Source organism: Pseudomonas massiliensis, from assembly GCF_000826105.1.
GTDB lineage: Bacteria > Pseudomonadota > Gammaproteobacteria > Pseudomonadales > Pseudomonadaceae > Aquipseudomonas > Aquipseudomonas massiliensis.
On sequence record NZ_CCYK01000007.1, the window covers coordinates 1,664,370 to 1,679,979 of the forward strand.

A 15,610-nucleotide genomic window follows, 5' to 3' on the forward strand; every position below is an offset into this window, starting at 1 on the left:
TAGGTGGGTTCAGGCTTTCGGGAAATAGAGTTCGACGCGGCTGCCGCGGGAAGGCTCGCTGTGTAGGGTGACATAGCCCGCGGACTGGCGTGCGAACCCGTAGACCATCGATAGGCCCAGCCCCGTACCCAGGCCAGCCGGTTTGGTAGTGAAAAAGGGGTCGAAGGCACGTTCCAGGGTTTCCCGGTTCATACCGCAGCCGTCGTCCTGCACGCCGATCACCACATAGTCACCCGCTGGCAGCGCCAGGCTGCCTGCGGTTTCGCAGGTGGCCAGGGTCCGGTTGGTGGTATCGATAAGCAGCCGACCACCGCCCGGCATTGCGTCGCCGGCGTTGATGATCAGGTTCAGTAGCGCGCTTTCCAGTTGGCTAGGGTCCAGGTAGACGGGCCATAAGTTGTCCATCGGCCTGAACTGCAAGGCGATGCTGCTATTGAGGCTGCGGCTGAACAGGCCCAGCCCATTTTCAATAAGGCGATTGATGTCCAGCTCCTGAGCGTCGAGGCGTTGACGACGAGCGAATGCGAGAAGACGGTGAGTGAGCTGGGCGGCCCGCTGGGCTGAATGGGTACTCAAGTCCAGAAGGCTGTCCAGACGACCGTATTGGCCGGTGTTCAGGCAGCGCCGGATCATGTCCAGCCCCCCCAGGACACCGGTCAGCAGGTTGTTGAAGTCCTGGGCGATACCGCCCGTCAAGCGCCCCACGGCTTCCAGGCGCGAGGGCGACTCTATGTAAGGTTCGGTACCGCCGTCATCGGCTTGCATGCGCATGAGCTTGGCGCGCATGCGGTATTGCCGGTCACGTCCCTGGAGGCTGGCGTCGAGCAGGATCTCCAGGGAAGCCGGGTGATAGGGGCGCTGCAACAGGCGGACGTTACCCAAGCCTGCCAGGGAGGGCGGGGGTGGCAAGCGACGACCGCCGGTGGCGGCTGTCAGCACCAGCACAGGAAGATCGGACCATTCGGGTTGATTGTCCAGCCAAGCCTGCAGCGGCGCCAGGTCGCCGCAGGCCAGTGTCTCGCTGGTAGTGAGTAACACCTGGGCTCCACGCTCGAGCGCCAGGTAAAGTTCAGCAGGTTCGATCAACCGATAGGCAGGCGCCAGGCCCTCAGCCAACTGGGCGCAGAGCTGGTCCCGGTCTGGCCCTGGCGCTGCGCATACGAGCACGCCTTCGCCAGCCCTGCATCCCCCGTCGAACATGTCCTCGGACGGCCAGCATCCCTGGGTTTCACGCCAGGCATCTCCGCCCTGTGGCTTCGCTGTCATCAAAGCTGCCGTCCCCATCCGTGCGTTGCTGCCTTGCGGCTCGGTACTCCACTCGTACTTGACTGGACCACACCTGCCGTCCGCGGTTCCAGCCACCTGGTACGCTCGTCTACAAGCCTTGCTGGAGAGTCGGATCGTCAGGGTTCTGTTGCTCGAGCTCCGCCAGCAGCACCTGTACGTTCTGCAGCTGCCCACTTCGCGTGTAGTAGTCGATCAGCTGCAGGCGAGCCTTACGGTTCCAAGGCTGCCGACGGATCAGCTGGTCCAGTTGCGCCTGGGCGGCTTCGGGCTGGTCCATGGCATACAGGGCCACCGCCAGATCGTAGCGAAAGGCGCCTTCCTGTGGGGCCAATTCCACAGCCTTGGCCAAGGCCAGCAACGCGTACTCAGGCTGTTGGTGAGCCAACAGCCATTGACCGAGTTCATGTTGTAGGTAGGGATTATCTGGCTGTTCGCGCAGCGGCTCAGCCAGTAAAGCCCGTGCTTGCGCCGCCGATCCTAGCCGCTCCGTCGCCTTGGCCAACAGCACCCTGGCAGGCAGTGCCTCTGGCTCCAGCTTGAGCGCCTGGGTTGCCGCCGCTGCCGCTTGCGCCGGGTTCGCACGCGCCAACTGTAGGCGAGCCAGTTCCAACTGAGCGCTATAAACGCTCTGTTGCGCCTCGAGTGCCGTGAGATAGCTCGTTATCACCTGGCTGGCGGCCTCGGCGTAGGCGCCAAGATCCGTAGGGGGTGCGCTCATGAGCGCCAGCGCGGCGCAACGACGCACAGCCGGGTCCGCGTCCGCGAGTGCCGGGCCGAGCAGCTTCGCCTGAGCTTCACCTTCAATGAGCTGTGCGCCGGCCTCTACCGCAGCGAGGCGCACCGAAGCGTCAGGCGCGCCCAGCCCCGCCTGGACGAAGGCCAGGGCCCGTGTGCTGGGATAATTGACCAGGGAAGGGTAGAGGGCTGCCTGCGCCGTCGCCGCCAGGTCCTCGCGGCCAAGCTGTTGATAAAGCAGTCTTGCTGCCCCAGGTTCGCCAGAGCGGGCCGCGCGCAGGGCAAGCTCGTAGCTTTCCGGGGGCAGTACGGTTGGGGGTGGGAGCCGGGGACGGGTCGCCTGCCATACGCCAAGTGCGACCATCGGACGGGTCGCCTGCCATACGCCAAGTGCGACCATCAGAGCCGCAAGAGTCAATAGCAATGGGCGGGAAAAGCGGAACATGCAGACATCCGTGCAGGCGGGTCGACAGCTTCCGGCAGAATGCCGGTAGAGTCAAACTGCCGCCGGGCGCGCGGGTTCGCTAGAAGATATAGTCGGTGCTCAAGAAGCCCGAACTGCGTGCCTGAATGATGTCACTGACCAGCGCCTTGTTGGCTTCATTGAACCGCGTCGCCACCAGGGTGCGGATGGAGAAGCTACGCAGCGCATCGTGTACGGACAGGGTGCCCTCGGCCGAATCCTTGCGACCGTTGAAAGGATACTGATCCGGCCCTCGCTGACACTGGGTGTTGAGGTTTATCCTGCCCACCTGGTTGGCGAAAGTATCCACGAGCCTGCCCAGCAGGACCGGGTCGGTGCCGAAAAGGCTCAGTTGTTGCCCGTAGTTGGCCTCGAGCACATAGTCGATGACGGTCTCGATATCGGTATAAGGCACCACAGGCACCACCGGGCCGAACTGTTCCTCCGCGTGAATGCGCATGCCGGGCCCCACCGGGTAAAGTACCGCGGGATAGAAAAACGAGCCGCGCACGCTTCCCCCGCCCGGATTGACCACCTTGGCCCCCTTGGCTACTGCGTCATCCACCAGGGCAGAGAGGTAGGCCAACTTGCCCGGCTCAGGCAGCGGCGTCAGCGTTACGCCCGTCTCCCAAGGCATCCCGGGCCTGAGCGCGGCCACGCCTTCAGCAAGCCTGGCAAGGAACCGCGAAGCGATCGAGCTATGAACGAAGAGGATCTTCAGGGCCGTGCAGCGCTGACCATTGAACGAGAGCGCACCGGTGATGCATTCCTTGACGGCGTTGTCCAGGTCGGCATCCGCCAGCACGATCCCCGGGTTCTTGGCGTCCAGCCCCAGGGCGGAACGCAAGCGGTGAGGGTGAGGGTGCAGCTTCTTCAGCTCGGCGGCGGCCTTGTGGGTGCCAATGAAGGCAAACAGATCGACCTTGCCACTGGCCATCAGGGCACTGACGGTTTCCCGCCCGCTGCCGTAGATCACATTGATGACGCCAGCCGGGAAGCTGTCACGGAAGGCGGCCAGCAGGGGACGAATGAGCAGCACGCCGAACTTTGCCGGCTTGAACACCACCGTATTGCCCATGATCAGCGCAGGGATCAGCGTGGTGAAGGTTTCATTGAGCGGGTAGTTGTAGGGGCCCATGCACAAGGCAACACCAAGCGGAACGCGCCGGATCTGCCCGAGCGTGCCCTGTTCGAGTTCAAACCGGCTCGAACGGCGGTCGATCTCCTTCAATGCCTCGATGGTATCGACGATGTAGTCACAGGTGCGGTCGAACTCCTTCTCGGCGTCCTTGAGGTTCTTGCCGATCTCCCACATCAGCAACTTGACCACTGGCGCCCGCTGTTCACGCATGCGCTCCAGAAAAGCCTCCACATGCCGTATCCGCTGCGCGACCCTCATCATGGGCCAGGCGCCGCGGCCCTTGTCATAGGCGCGCACTGCGGCGTCGAGCGCAGTCATCGCGGCCTTGGCGTCCAGCCTGGGGGTGCTGCCGAGTTCCACTGGGCGGTCTCCCTCGCTGGTAGCCAGGCAGAGCGGACTCATGACTTTCGCCAGGGGGCCCTCCCATTGTTCGAAGCGGCCCTCGACCAGGTATTCCTTCTGCACCTGCGGCTCACCGGGAAGCCACTGTTGGGGTATATCCTGCATCGCCGGGAACAGGTTCGACAGCAGATGGGCTTCGCTCATGCCAACCTCCATTACACTGGAAAAGCTGCAGCGTAGCAGGCCTGTCCGACCTCGGCGGGCGGTTGTTCAGTGAGGCGCGCGCAACGCCTGGCTCAGCGGGCCCTTGCCATGGAGGCGCCCGAAGACCAGGCCGATGCCTACCGCGCCAAGGCATGCGCAGGCAGCGAGGCCAAACGCCAGGGTTGCCTGCCCTTCGGCCACCAGGTACAGGCCCACACCGGTGGCCATGGCTTCGGCACTGGCCCAGGTAAGGGTCAAAAGGCCCATGGCAAAGGCAGGTCGGCCGGGCATCAGCCCCAGGACCATGACCTGGTACAGCGGGCCGAACACCATCTCGGCCAGGGTCAGGCACAGCACGGCAAGGAAGGCCACGGGCACGCTCTGCGCCGCCTGGAGCAGGCCGAGCACTCCGACCCCCATGACCCCATTGGCTGCAATGACCAGCCAGCGTCGGGGCCTGGCCGCCAACAAGCGGGTCAGTGGTAACTGCAGCAGTACGATCATGCCGCTGCTGAGAGCGAACCATAAGCCGATGCTCTGTGCCGAGAGCTGTTCGCGGGCGAAGAAGGGAAAGACGTTGTAGAACTGGCTGAAAGCGAAGAATGATAGCGCATTGAGCAGCAGGAACATCCCCAACGCCTTTGCTGAGGTAGCGCTGGTCGCTCCCCTTGGTTCGGCCCTGGCCTGGGCAGGGGCCAGGTCGCTGATGAAACCGGTCAAGGCCAGGGTAGCCAGGCAGTAAACCACCGGAACCATCAGGTACCAGGGCGCAATTTCGTCCAGGACAAGCGCCGACAGGAAAGGCGTGACTCCGGCGCTCAGGTTGAGCGCTACGTTTTCCATGGAGAACGCCCGCACCTGGTCTTGACCCGCGCCGCCCGCCGCTAGGTAGGTGAGCTGCGCCAGAGAGGCCAGCGAGTGCGCGACACCGAACATCGCGGCCAGGGGTAGCCAAGCCTCCAGGCGATAATGGCCGTGGCTGTAGAGCCATTGCAGCCCGGCGGCGGCGAGGATGATGGTCAGCTGTGTCAGTACCAGCAGACGGCGCAGACGCCAGCGGCCGATCCAGGGTACGAATACCAGCCCGCCGGCCCGATTGGCCAGGGCGATGGTAGCGGCCAGCAGGCTGATATCGGCCGGGCTGAAGGGGGCCTCCCGGCTCAGCCATACGGCGAAAAAGGAAAACAGCAGGCTCCAGCTGCCCCAGGTGGTAAAGCGGATCAGATAGATAGCCATGGTCAGTCCAGCCGGTAGGCGGGCGACGCCGGCCCCAGGTCCGTGTTTATACCGAGCCCGGCCAGGCATTGGCGTACTGCCTGTTCCTCGCCACTGACCAGGCCCACCCAGGCGTAGTCCGAAGTGCCCATGGCCGGTACGTGACTTTCTTCCGCCGCGAACTGGGTATGCCACGCCCTGGACGCGGGTACGGTCACGCTGTTGAGCCGTGCGGATGTCCAAAGGCCATACCAGACGCCCAGAGTTGGCTTGGGCCTCTCAAGCCTCGCTTCCAGCGTGGACATTGCTTCCCCAATGGGCAGCAGAAGCACATGGGCGAGCAGCTCGGTGGGTAGATGACCCCATGCCAGGGCGACCTGCTCGAGCACGGTCGCGCCGCCGATGCGCCCCGGGTTTGCGTCGATCAATCGAAGACCGGCAGGCCCGGCGATGCATTCGCTATGGAACCAGCCATCCTTGAAACCGGCTGTCTGGAACAGTCGCTCCAGGGCGCTCCAGCCATGCTCGAGCTGCGTGCGATCCAGGCCATCGGTGGAAGGAAAGCGGTTGGCGACTTCGGTGAGCCCGATGCGAACGCGTAGCGACACGCCTGCTCGACATAGCTGCCCCTGGCGCATATAACCCTCGAAGCTGATGAGACGGCCTTCCAGGCAAGGCTGGAGTATCCAGCTGTCCGGGGTCACAAGATGATGCTGCGCCAGATGCACTCGCACCTGGGCCAGAGCACCTGGGCCTCCCTCCACGTGGCCCACGGCATGCCCGCCGGAGCAGCAGCCTGGCTTGATGACCCAGCGACGGCCTGGCTCTGCCAGGAAGGGCTCCAACCGTTCAGGTTCAAAGGCGCTGAATGTCTCGCTGGGCACGGAAAAGTCTCCAGCGTAGGCCGAGGCTGTCGACTTGTCGCTCAGGCGCACGGCCGCCGGACCTGGGTAAGCCCAGCCATGGGCCCGGGCAATGGCTTCCACCAGAGGCAATTGTTCATCGAACAAGGTGGTGACGGCGCGTATGCGATCGCGCAGACGGGCGTGACGCTGAAGAAAACCTTCGATGCCTTCGCGTGTGAGCGGCACGTCATGAAAGCGGGAGGGGGAAAAGGTCTGCCAGGTCTGCGCTGGCAAATGCTGCCTCGGGCCCAGCACCAAGGGCTCCAGGCCATGGCCGGCCAGCGCCGTCTCAAGGTATTTCAGGGCCACTGGCCCAATGCCGAGGATAAGTAACAGGTCATTCGCCATTGCGAGCCTCCTCAGGGTCGAACAGGATTTCGCTCAGTGGCGCGGTGAACAGTTCAGGCTGCAGGGTCACCCTGGCAATCGGCAAGTGGCCGTTGAGCTGGCCCAGATAAATGCTGGCGCCGCGGTCGAGCAAACGCTGGCGCAAGCGTTCGCCGGCCTGTTCGTTTGCCAAGGGGAGAGTGACGAAGTTCGTCGCGCTCGGGTAATGCCTTAGCCCAACGGCCGTGGCCATCTCGAAGAAACGGCTGCGCAGGGCGCCTGTAGCGGCGACGAGCAGTTGCCGGTGGGCGTGGTCTTCCCAGGCTTGGGTCGCGATGGCTTGGGCAAGGGTACCCACTGCATAGTGAAGGCGCGCTGCCTGGGCTATCTCCAGCACATCGGGCGCGGCCATGGCGTAGCCTACCCGCAAACCGGCAAGCCCGAGGGCTTTAGAAAAGCTGCGAAGGCGCACCACATTGGGCATGAGCCAGTTACCAGCGGCAGGCGCGAACGCCTCGTAAGCCTCATCCAGGATCAACAGCGTGGATTCCGGCAACTCCCGGGCGAAGGCTTGCAGAGCCGCGCCACTGTGGACGCTTCCGGTCGGGTTGTCCGGGTTGGCCAGGTACACGACCCGGGCCTGGCGTCGCCGTGCGGTCTCGGCGAGGGCGGCCAGGTCAGCGGTCGGCGCAGGGTATAGCGTGTAGCCCACGAGACAGGCGCGAAGCCCGAGCGAGCGTGCGAAGTAATCCACCGTCGGGTAGGTGCCCGCCGTAAGAACCACGACGCTGCCGGGGTCGGCGAACGCACGCAGAAACAGATGGATCAGGGCATCGGCGCCGGCGTCTAGCAGTACCTGATCGCCGGTGAGCCCGTGTTCGCTTGCAATGGCCCGGCGTAGCTCGTAGGCCGTCGGATCCGGGTACAACCGGGCTTGCTCGAGCAGGCCTTGGCCATAGCGCTGGGCAAGGCTTTCGCTGTATAGCGGCAGGGCTTCGTTGGCGCTCAGGCGTGCGTCAATGGTCAGGCCGCCTTGGCGTTCAAGCGCGGCGATCCCTGGGAATGGATTGCTCGGCCGGCGCTTGCGCAGGGGCTTGGCTGGCTTGGGGCGATGAATGCTCATAAACGGTCCCGGTGGTGTTGGCCAGCCAGCAAGGTTTGCAAACCGACTGCGGCTTTGTGACGAAGCTCTTCCAGCGACTGGCGCGAGTAGAACGCCATGTGTGGTGACCAGAGTACAGGCGGGCCCCTCAGCTCGGGCGGGGGAGGGTTGCGCTCATCGCTGTAGACATCCAGGCCGAGTCCTGCCAAGGGCGCATGCGCCATGGCCGCGCGCAGCGCACAAGGATCGACCAGCTCTCCCCTCGCGGTGTTCAGCAAATACTTGCCCGCCAGGCAGGCAAGTTCAGGAGCACCGATCAGATAACGCGTTTCAGGTGTAAGGGGTGCATGCAGGCTAACCAGATCCGCCTGCTCCAGCAGGGCCCGGAGTGTTTCGCAGCGGGTGACGCCGAGGCTTTTTTCCCAGCCGCTTCCCAGCCAGGGATCATGAAAAACCGTCCTGCAGCCCAACGCCTGAAAGCGCCTGGCCACGGCCGTGCCGATTCGCCCGAGCCCGACCAGGCCTACTGTCAGGTTCGCGATCCGGGGCAGCGGGCCCAGCTCCCGCCAGTCCCAGCTGCCGCCACGTACCACGGCGTTGGCTTGCGGTATTCTGCGCAACAGCGCCAATGCCAGCGCCAGGGTGTGGTCCGCTACTTCCTCCGTACCGTAATCGGGCACATTGGCTACCGAAATACCTGCCCGTCTCGCGGCGGCCAGGTCAATGTTGTCGACGCCCATGGCGGCGCGGACCAGGGCACGGCACTGGGTGAAGCGAGCCAGCGCGTCGGCGTCCAGCGGAACCAGGTGCCAGCAGATGAGGCCGTCACAGTCCAAGGCCGAACGAGGCAGGTCCGCTACCGAATCCACGTGGGCGAGCTCCACCTCCGCGTTGGGGCCCAGGACGGCGCGCTCCAGGTCAGGCTTGTCCACATAGCGATGGCGACGGCCGTCGAGGATGAGAATGCGAAGGCGCCCGGGCGCCTGGGTCTTCAGTAGGGGAAGGTGCATGACTCACCCCTCCAATTGATGAAATCGACGGTTTCGTGTCCTTGGTCATCCACGGTCAGGCGCGTGGCCTGGCTCCCCAGCTCCAGCGAGAGGGTGTGCTTGCCAGTCACATGGGGAATGACGAACTCGGGCACCGCCAGGTTGGATACATGGCGCTTGAGCTGGCGCAATAGCGTGACGCCCTGGCTCACTCGGGTCGCATAGCGGCTATGGCCTGGTGAAAACGGCATGAACTGGTACAGGTAGTGAGGCGTGACCCCGTGGCGATAGAGCCCCATGCAAAGCTCACGCAGAGTAGCCAGATCGCCGTTTATGCCTGCCAGCAGAGGAATGTTCGCAAAGATCAGCGGCACTGCCTGTTGCAGCGCACGGACGCTCTCCAGAAATGCAGGTGTCAGCTCTCGTGGATGGACGACGTGAAGCCCAACGGCCATGACCTGATGCCGGGCCAGGCACGACACCAACGCAGGGGTGATACGAAACGGGTTGAAGGAGAGGGCGCGAGTATGCAGGCGAATGATGATGTCCGGCCGCGTCCGACGCAGACTGGACAGCAGCGCATCGAGGCGGGCATCGGCGAGCATCAGTGGCTCTCCACCGCTGAGGATCACTTCCTCGACCTCGGGATGCCCGGCCAGGTAATCGAGCGTTGCCTGCCAGGCGTCCTTGCGCAACACGGCCTTGCGGGAGCGGCGCTCGAGCGTGCGCAACGCCTCGTAGCAGAACTGGCAATAGGCATGGCAGACATTCGACAAGCGTACGATGACCCGATTGTCGTATTTATGCTGGCAGATGCTCGTGACCATCTCGCCTGGCTGCTCCCAGTTTTCCGTATGGCCGTCATATTCGAGCGGGCCCGCGGCGGATCCCTCCGGGATCAGTTGCAGCCACATGGGGTCATGTTCGAGCGGGGTCTGATCGCCATCGACCTGGATCAGACTCACGGCGTACGGGGTAAGGGACACGCGGCGCCGGTCGAAAATTTCCCGCAGACCGTCGAGCCTCCCGCGCGCCGCAAGCCCCGGGAAGGCCTGAACCAGCTCCTCAAGGGTCGCTACGCAATGCTGCTGCTGCCATCGCCAATCGGTCCAACAGGGTGCTTCGTCGATGTGGTGCATCCAGCCTCCTCGTGCGCTGCGTCAGGTCCTGCTACAAGCGGCGATCATAGGAAATACGACGGGCTGCGGGCCTTACGGAAGCGCCGATAACGACCCTAACTGTTAGCTCGCGAGCCCTAACACCGGGTCAACCGGACCTTTGTGCCCTGGCACGGGTGTTCCCTGGGGCCAGGGGCGGTAAAGTCTCAGAGCACACAAGCGATACGGCACGTGGAATGGACCCTACAAGTAGTCGCAGCGGCCCCGCGCAGCGGGCCTTCGAAACCATCCGGGAGGTGTTGGCCAGTGGCACCGTGCGCCCGGGTGAGCAGATGCCATCCATCCGGCAGTGGGCCGCCAGGCCTGGGCTGAGCTTCCATGGCGTGGTTCGCGCCTATGAGCGACTGGAAGCCTTGGGGTTGGTCGAAGCCAGCCCTGGCCGTGGCTACTTTGCCCTGAGCGCCGCGGAGTCACTGCCGACGAACCCGCAAGCGCTGAGCCTGAATACGGAGATGGACGCGTTCTGGTCCATGTTCCATGCGCCAGGGCATGCGCTTAAGCTCGGATGCGGCTGGCTACCGCCTGATTGGATGGATACTCAGGCACTGGCTCGGGTAATTCGCCGCACCGCCAGCTTCGCGCGAAGCTCGCTTGTGGAGTACGGCGATCCTGTTGGCTACCTGCCACTAAGGGAGGCGCTATGTCAGCACCTGGGCAGTCGCCTGGGCGTCGCGTTGTCACCGCAGGAAATCCTGACCACCCTCGGCGCGACCCAGGCCCTCGACTTGCTGGTTCGCATACTGGTAGAGCCAGGAGACCGCGTAATGGTGGACGACCCCTGCAACAGCAGCCTGGTACGGCTGCTGCGGCTACGTGGGGCGCGGGTGCTTGGCATCGAGCGGCTGGCTCAGGGGCCGGACCTTGCCCAGATGCGCGACCACCTATCGCAAGGCCCGGTGAAGGCGTTTTTCATCAATGCCCGCCTGCACAACCCCACGGGCACGACCCTGAGCCCGCGAGCGGCCTGCGACCTGCTCAGGCTCAGCCATGAGCACGGCATCCGGGTAATCGAGGATGACGTCTACGGCGGGTTCTGCTCCGAGAGGAGCCAGTGCCTGGCTACCCTGGACGGCCTGAGCAGCGTTATCCACGTGGGCAGTTTCTCCAAGACCCTGTCCGCCAATCTACGTATAGGTTATGTAGTGGGCCCCACCGAGGAAATGGTCAGGCTTGCCGAACTCAAATTGCTGACCAGCGTCGCGGTCCCGAGCTTCTGCGAGCGCTTTCTCGGCGCCCTGCTGGCCGATGGCAGTTACGAGCGGCATCTGCGACGGGTACGCCGCCGTTTGCAGGCAGCTCAGGCGCATGCCCAGCAGGTGCTGAAAAACTGGGGGTGGGAGTTCTATCACCAGCCGAGGGAAGGCATGTTCCTATGGATACGACACCCGTCCCTCGGAAGCACGGATGGTTTCATCCAGGCAGCGGCCCAGCAGGGAGTGCTGCTCGCGCCCGGGAGATTGTTCAGCGCCGCGGAGCAGGACCTTCCCTGGCTGCGCCTGAATGTCGCCCACTTCGATGCCAGCCGCGTATGCGCTCTGTTCCGCGTCAGGGACGACAACGGTGTTCGTCGTAATTTTGGCCCGGCGGACTGATCCTGGTTTAACCTCCCTCCAACGAGCGATGGGAGGTTGCCATGCAGGACACCGATGTCGACGATGCGGTCGCCAGCCTGTGCCAGCGGCTTGCTGACACGCCAGTGCTTGCGCTCACCGGCGCGGGTATCAGTACCGCATCGGGCATCCCGGACTACCGGGACAGCGAAGGGGTGCGGCGGGGCAATGCCCCCATGATGCACCAGGAATTCATTCATTCGCTGCCTGCGAGGAAACGCTACTGGGCCAGGGCCATGGTGGGTTGGCGAGGCGTGGATGCGGCCCGGCCCAATGCCGCGCACCTGGCGCTGGCCGGCCTGCAGGCAGCCGGACGGGTGACGGCCGTCATTACCCAGAACGTGGATGGATTGCACGAGCGCGCCGGCAGCCAGGGGGTGATCGAGCTCCATGGCAATCTGCACTGGGTCGTCTGCCTGGACTGCCATCGAATGCTGCCCCGCGCCGAGATGCAATCTGCCCTGGAGGCAGCCAATCCGACACTGTTGGACGTGCGTGCCGTGCTGGCGCCCGATGGGGACGCTCAATTGGCCGCGGCCTTTCTCGAGCGGTTCTACTTGCCACACTGTCCAGGCTGCGGGTCAGACAGGCTCAAGCCGGACGTTGTGTTCTTCGGCGACGGCGTGGCCGCGGACACGGCCTGCGCCGCCTGGGAAGCCGCCGAACAGGCTGGCGCCATGCTGGTGGTAGGATCATCGCTGATGGCCTATTCCAGCTATCGGCTGTGCCTGGAAATGTCCCGCCAGGGCAAACCGCTGTTTGCGATCAACCTGGGGCGTACCCGGGCCGACCCGCTACTGGCGCTCAAGGTCAGGCAACCTTGTGAAGCCGCTTTGCCCCGGCTTTTGGCTCAACTGGGAGCCGGCTGAACGCCGGCTTCGACTGGCGCGCACTCGCCAGGGATGACACCGTCCTTCATCCCCAGCAGTACCGCTACCTTGTGCGCCTCGCCCCGTCTTCCTTTCTTGCGCCCGGATAGCACCTGGTAGGTGGTCGCGGGGTCTACATTGTGCTCCCGGGCGAATTGCTGAACAGATTTCCCCTGACGATCCAGCCAAGCTCTTGCTTGTGCGGCAGTCCGTATACCGTGCATAGTTCAAGTCCGTTTCGTTTGATTTAATAGTGGTCGTATCCACACCGCTTCGGGTGTTTCAGCAAGGATTATACATTCAAATGACTGGAATTGGATCGCGCATCCGGGAGGAGCGTGAGCGCCTGCGCCTCACTCAGCGTGCCTTCGGGGAAATCGGCGGGGTAGAGCCCAACGCCCAGGGCAAATATGAAAGCGGCGAACGCTGGCCAAAGGCCGATTACCTGGAAGCTGTCGCCAAGGAAGGCGTCGATGTTCTCTATGTACTGACCGGCCAGCGTCTGGCACCGCCCCTGGACCAGTTGCAGGAAGAGGAAGTTCGCCTGCTTGGCCACTATCGCGCGCTCCCGCCCGCTGCCCGGCAGGCCTTGCTTGGCATGACGGACGCGGTGGTGGGCTTGCTGCCCGCCACGGGCAGCGCAGCGAAGCGGGGGCGCATACGAGGGGAGTGAGTTTTCATACAAAGCCTAGGTCAGGCGTGTGTATCTTTGTTAATGTACATCCATGAATGTAAAGCGTAACGAGAGGTGTCTGCTTGATTAGGGTGCTAGTGGTCGATGATCACGATCTGGTACGCACAGGCATTACTCGAATGCTGTCCGATATCGATGGGCTGCAGGTGGTTGGCCAGGCCGAATCCGGGGAAGAAGCGCTGAAGGCTGCCCGGGACCTGCGCCCGGACGTGGTGCTCATGGATGTCAAGATGCCCGGCATCGGGGGGCTCGAAGCCACTCGCAAGATGCTGCGCAGCCATCCCGATGTGAAAGTGGTGGTGGTCACGGTTTGCGAGGAAGACCCGTTTCCGACCCGTTTGCTCCAGGCGGGCGCTGCGGGCTACCTGACCAAGGGCGCCGGGTTGACCGAGATGGTCCAGGCGATACGGTTGGTATTCGCCGGCCAGCGTTACATCAGCCCGCAAATCGCCCAGCAGTTGGCTTTGAAGTCATTCCAGCCGCAGACGACCGCGTCGCCGTTCGACCTGCTGTCCGAGCGGGAGATCCAGATCGCGCTGATGATCGTGGGCTGCCAGAAGGTACAGAACATCTCCGATCGTCTGTGCCTTTCCCCAAAGACGGTCAATACTTATCGGTATCGCATTTTCGAGAAGCTTTCCATCACCAGTGACGTCGAGCTGACGCTGCTCGCCGTTCGGCACGGCATGGTGGATGCCAACGCCTAAATGACCCAGATTTTCGACCCCGCCGCCTTCCTGGCTACCTGCAGCGGCCGCCCTGGCGTCTACCGGATGTTCGACAGCGGTGGCCGCCTGCTCTACGTGGGCAAGGCGCGCAATCTCAAGAAGCGGTTGGCGAGCTATTTCCGCAAGACCGGCCTGGCCCCGAAAACCTCCGCGCTGGTAGGCCATATCGCCCAGGTGGAAACCACCATCACCGCCAACGAGACCGAGGCCTTGCTGCTCGAGCAGACCCTCATCAAGGAATGGCGGCCGCCCTACAACATCCTGCTGCGCGATGATAAGTCGTACCCCTACGTGTACTTGTCCGAAGGGGAGTTTCCACGGCTGAGCATTCACCGCGGGGCAAAGAAAGGGAAGGGGCGCTATTTCGGCCCTTACCCGAGCGCCGGTGCCATTCGGGAAAGCCTGAGTCTGCTGCAGAAGACCTTCCAGGTCCGCCAGTGCGAAGACAGCTACTACAAGAACCGGGCGCGACCCTGTCTGCAATATCAGATCAAGCGTTGCAAGGCACCCTGCGTGCGGGCGGTCGAAGCGCAGGAGTATGCCGAGGATGTGCGCCATTCGATCATGTTCCTCGAAGGCCGCAGTCATCAGCTGACCAATGAGCTGTCCGAAACCATGGAGCAGGCGGCCATGAACCTCGATTTCGAGAAGGCGGCCGAATTGCGTGACCAGATCGCGGTACTGCGCCGCGTGCAGGATCAGCAAAGCATGGAAGGGGGCACCGGAGACGTGGATGTGGTCGCGGCCTTCGTGAACCCTGGCGGCGCCTGCGTCCACTTGATCAGCGTACGCGGCGGGCGGGTTCTCGGTAGCAAGAATTTCTTCCCCCAGGTCGGTATCGAGGAGAGTCTCGACGAAGTGATGTCCGCGTTCCTGTCCCAATATTATCTGGGCAGCTCTGAGCGCGAGTTACCCAGCGAGCTTATCGTCAATACCCTGCCCGAGGATATCGAGGCCCTGGTGGACGCCGTCTCTACCTTGCGCGGGCGAGACCTGGGCGTCAGTCACCGGGTCCGCGGCACCCGCGCGCGCTGGCAGCAACTGGCGGTCACCAACGCTGAGCAGGCCTTGGCCGCGCGCTTGGCGAACCGTCAGCATGTGACGGCGCGCTTTGACGCCTTGGCGGATGTACTGGGGATGGATGAGCCTCCGCAGCGTCTGGAATGCTACGACATCAGCCACTCCAGCGGGGAAGCGACCGTGGCGTCCTGCGTGGTATTTGGTCCCGAAGGGCCGATCAAATCCGACTACCGACGCTATAACATCGAAGGCGTTACGCCTGGCGATGACTATGCCGCGATGCATCAGGCCCTGACCCGGCGCTTCAGCAAGATCAAGGCCGGCGAAGGCAAGCTGCCGGATGTGCTGCTGGTGGATGGCGGCAAGGGCCAGTTGAACATGGCCCGCGATGTGCTACAGGAGCTTGGCATCACCGACCTGATCCTTATCGGGGTAGCCAAGGGCGTAACCCGCAAGGCGGGTTTCGAAACCCTCTACCTGAACGAAATCGCCAATGAGTTCACCCTAAAGGCAGACTCCCCGGCGTTGCACCTGATCCAGCAGATTCGAGACGAGGCCCACCGTTTCGCTATCACCGGCCACAGGGCGCGACGGGGAAAGGCTCGCCGCACCTCTACCCTCGAGGGTATCGAAGGTATCGGGCCCAAACGACGGCGCGATCTGCTCAAGCATTTCGGTGGACTGCAGGAGCTTTCCCGCGCCAGTATCGATGAAATCGCCAAGGCGCCAGGCATCAGCAAAAAGCTGGCGGAGTCGATTTATGCCAACCTGCACAGCGAGTAGAATGGCCGCCTAACCCGC

The 15,610-nt window shown here is 63.5% G+C and carries 14 protein-coding genes; 5 read left to right on the plus strand and 9 right to left on the minus strand.

The features are described from left to right. Nucleotides 1–9: 9 nt before the first annotated feature. The 8 genes from BN1188_RS18395 to BN1188_RS18430 all read right to left on the minus strand — a co-directional run bounded on the left by BN1188_RS18395 (nt 10) and on the right by BN1188_RS18430 (nt 9,849). On the minus strand, nt 10–1,266 hold the full coding sequence (locus BN1188_RS18395) for an ATP-binding protein (RefSeq protein ID WP_052469360.1): 1,257 nt from the start codon (nt 1,264–1,266) through the stop codon (nt 10–12). A 109-nt stretch (nt 1,267–1,375) separates the two neighbouring features. Further along, complete coding sequence (locus tag BN1188_RS18400; RefSeq protein WP_040262941.1) at nt 1,376–2,467, minus strand: tetratricopeptide repeat protein; 1,092 nt, start codon at nt 2,465–2,467, stop codon at nt 1,376–1,378. 79 nt (nt 2,468–2,546) lie between these two features. Beyond that, a complete protein-coding gene (locus BN1188_RS18405; protein WP_040262943.1) occupies nt 2,547–4,172 on the minus strand; it encodes an NADP-dependent glyceraldehyde-3-phosphate dehydrogenase in 1,626 nt (541 codons plus the stop codon). Nucleotides 4,173–4,238: 66 nt separating this feature from the next. Further along, nucleotides 4,239–5,408: an MFS transporter gene (locus BN1188_RS18410; protein WP_040262945.1), complete on the minus strand. Its 1,170-nt coding sequence runs from the start codon at nt 5,406–5,408 to the stop codon at nt 4,239–4,241. 2 nt (nt 5,409–5,410) lie between these two features. Further along, nucleotides 5,411–6,640, minus strand: a complete 1,230-nt coding sequence (locus BN1188_RS18415; RefSeq protein ID WP_040262947.1) for an ATP-grasp domain-containing protein — start codon at nt 6,638–6,640, stop codon at nt 5,411–5,413. After that, nucleotides 6,630–7,742, minus strand: a complete 1,113-nt coding sequence (locus tag BN1188_RS18420; RefSeq protein WP_052469361.1) for a pyridoxal phosphate-dependent aminotransferase — start codon at nt 7,740–7,742, stop codon at nt 6,630–6,632. The genes BN1188_RS18415 and BN1188_RS18420 overlap by 11 nt, the downstream gene beginning before the upstream one ends. After that, entirely contained in the window at nt 7,739–8,731 is a 993-nt protein-coding gene (locus BN1188_RS18425) for a C-terminal binding protein (protein ID WP_052469362.1), read from the minus strand. Before BN1188_RS18425 ends, BN1188_RS18420 begins: the two co-directional genes overlap by 4 nt. After that, nucleotides 8,713–9,849, minus strand: coding sequence for a KamA family radical SAM protein (locus BN1188_RS18430; protein ID WP_052469363.1), 1,137 nt, complete (start codon nt 9,847–9,849; stop codon nt 8,713–8,715). Before BN1188_RS18430 ends, BN1188_RS18425 begins: the two co-directional genes overlap by 19 nt. Nucleotides 9,850–10,064: 215 nt before the next feature. On the opposite strand from BN1188_RS18430, the gene BN1188_RS18435 reads away from it, so the two are divergent. Together BN1188_RS18435 and BN1188_RS18440 are read left to right on the plus strand one after the other, a co-directional pair. Further along, nucleotides 10,065–11,480 carry an aminotransferase-like domain-containing protein gene (locus BN1188_RS18435; protein WP_052469364.1) on the plus strand — a complete coding sequence of 472 codons (1,416 nt, stop codon included), beginning with the start codon at nt 10,065–10,067 and terminating at the stop codon, nt 11,478–11,480. Nucleotides 11,481–11,521: 41 nt separating this feature from the next. Beyond that, on the plus strand, nt 11,522–12,367 hold the full coding sequence (locus BN1188_RS18440) for an NAD-dependent protein deacetylase (protein ID WP_040262949.1): 846 nt from the start codon (nt 11,522–11,524) through the stop codon (nt 12,365–12,367). On the opposite strand, the gene BN1188_RS18445 is transcribed toward BN1188_RS18440, so the two are convergent. Next, on the minus strand, nt 12,349–12,591 hold the full coding sequence (locus BN1188_RS18445) for a DNA-binding protein (protein WP_040262951.1): 243 nt from the start codon (nt 12,589–12,591) through the stop codon (nt 12,349–12,351). The two genes, BN1188_RS18440 and BN1188_RS18445, sit on opposite strands and share 19 nt — an antisense overlap. Before the next feature lie 80 nt (nt 12,592–12,671). On the opposite strand from BN1188_RS18445, the gene BN1188_RS18450 reads away from it, so the two are divergent. The 3 genes from BN1188_RS18450 (at nt 12,672) to uvrC (ending at nt 15,592) form a co-directional block, all read left to right on the plus strand. After that, complete coding sequence (locus BN1188_RS18450) at nt 12,672–13,040, plus strand: helix-turn-helix domain-containing protein (RefSeq protein WP_040262953.1); 369 nt, start codon at nt 12,672–12,674, stop codon at nt 13,038–13,040. Between the two features lie 83 nt (nt 13,041–13,123). Continuing rightward, nucleotides 13,124–13,768 (plus strand): response regulator transcription factor GacA, encoded by a 645-nt coding sequence (gene gacA, locus BN1188_RS18455; RefSeq protein ID WP_040262955.1) that lies wholly within the window; start codon nt 13,124–13,126, stop codon nt 13,766–13,768. Next, the gene (gene uvrC, locus BN1188_RS18460; RefSeq protein ID WP_040262957.1) at nt 13,769–15,592 is read left to right on the plus strand and encodes an excinuclease ABC subunit UvrC; all 1,824 of its coding nucleotides are present in this window, start codon (nt 13,769–13,771) and stop codon (nt 15,590–15,592) included. Nucleotides 15,593–15,610 lie beyond the last annotated feature (18 nt).

Bases quoted from the DNA above. Each gene is read 5' to 3' on its own strand.
- BN1188_RS18415 (WP_040262947.1), bottom strand. From the start codon at position 6,640: ATGGCGAATGACCTGTTACTTATCCTCGGCATTGGGCCAGTGGCCCTG.
- BN1188_RS18395 (WP_052469360.1), bottom strand. From the start codon at position 1,266: ATGACAGCGAAGCCACAGGGCGGAGATGCCTGGCGTGAAACCCAGGGA.
- BN1188_RS18445 (WP_040262951.1), bottom strand. From the start codon at position 12,591: ATGCACGGTATACGGACTGCCGCACAAGCAAGAGCTTGGCTGGATCGT.
- uvrC (WP_040262957.1), top strand. From the start codon at position 13,769: ATGACCCAGATTTTCGACCCCGCCGCCTTCCTGGCTACCTGCAGCGGC.
- BN1188_RS18450 (WP_040262953.1), top strand. From the start codon at position 12,672: ATGACTGGAATTGGATCGCGCATCCGGGAGGAGCGTGAGCGCCTGCGC.
- BN1188_RS18430 (WP_052469363.1), bottom strand. From the start codon at position 9,849: ATGCACCACATCGACGAAGCACCCTGTTGGACCGATTGGCGATGGCAG.
- BN1188_RS18400 (WP_040262941.1), bottom strand. From the start codon at position 2,467: ATGTTCCGCTTTTCCCGCCCATTGCTATTGACTCTTGCGGCTCTGATG.
- BN1188_RS18440 (WP_040262949.1), top strand. From the start codon at position 11,522: ATGCAGGACACCGATGTCGACGATGCGGTCGCCAGCCTGTGCCAGCGG.
- BN1188_RS18410 (WP_040262945.1), bottom strand. From the start codon at position 5,408: ATGGCTATCTATCTGATCCGCTTTACCACCTGGGGCAGCTGGAGCCTG.
- BN1188_RS18435 (WP_052469364.1), top strand. From the start codon at position 10,065: ATGGACCCTACAAGTAGTCGCAGCGGCCCCGCGCAGCGGGCCTTCGAA.
- BN1188_RS18420 (WP_052469361.1), bottom strand. From the start codon at position 7,742: ATGAGCATTCATCGCCCCAAGCCAGCCAAGCCCCTGCGCAAGCGCCGG.
- BN1188_RS18405 (WP_040262943.1), bottom strand. From the start codon at position 4,172: ATGAGCGAAGCCCATCTGCTGTCGAACCTGTTCCCGGCGATGCAGGAT.
- BN1188_RS18425 (WP_052469362.1), bottom strand. From the start codon at position 8,731: ATGCACCTTCCCCTACTGAAGACCCAGGCGCCCGGGCGCCTTCGCATT.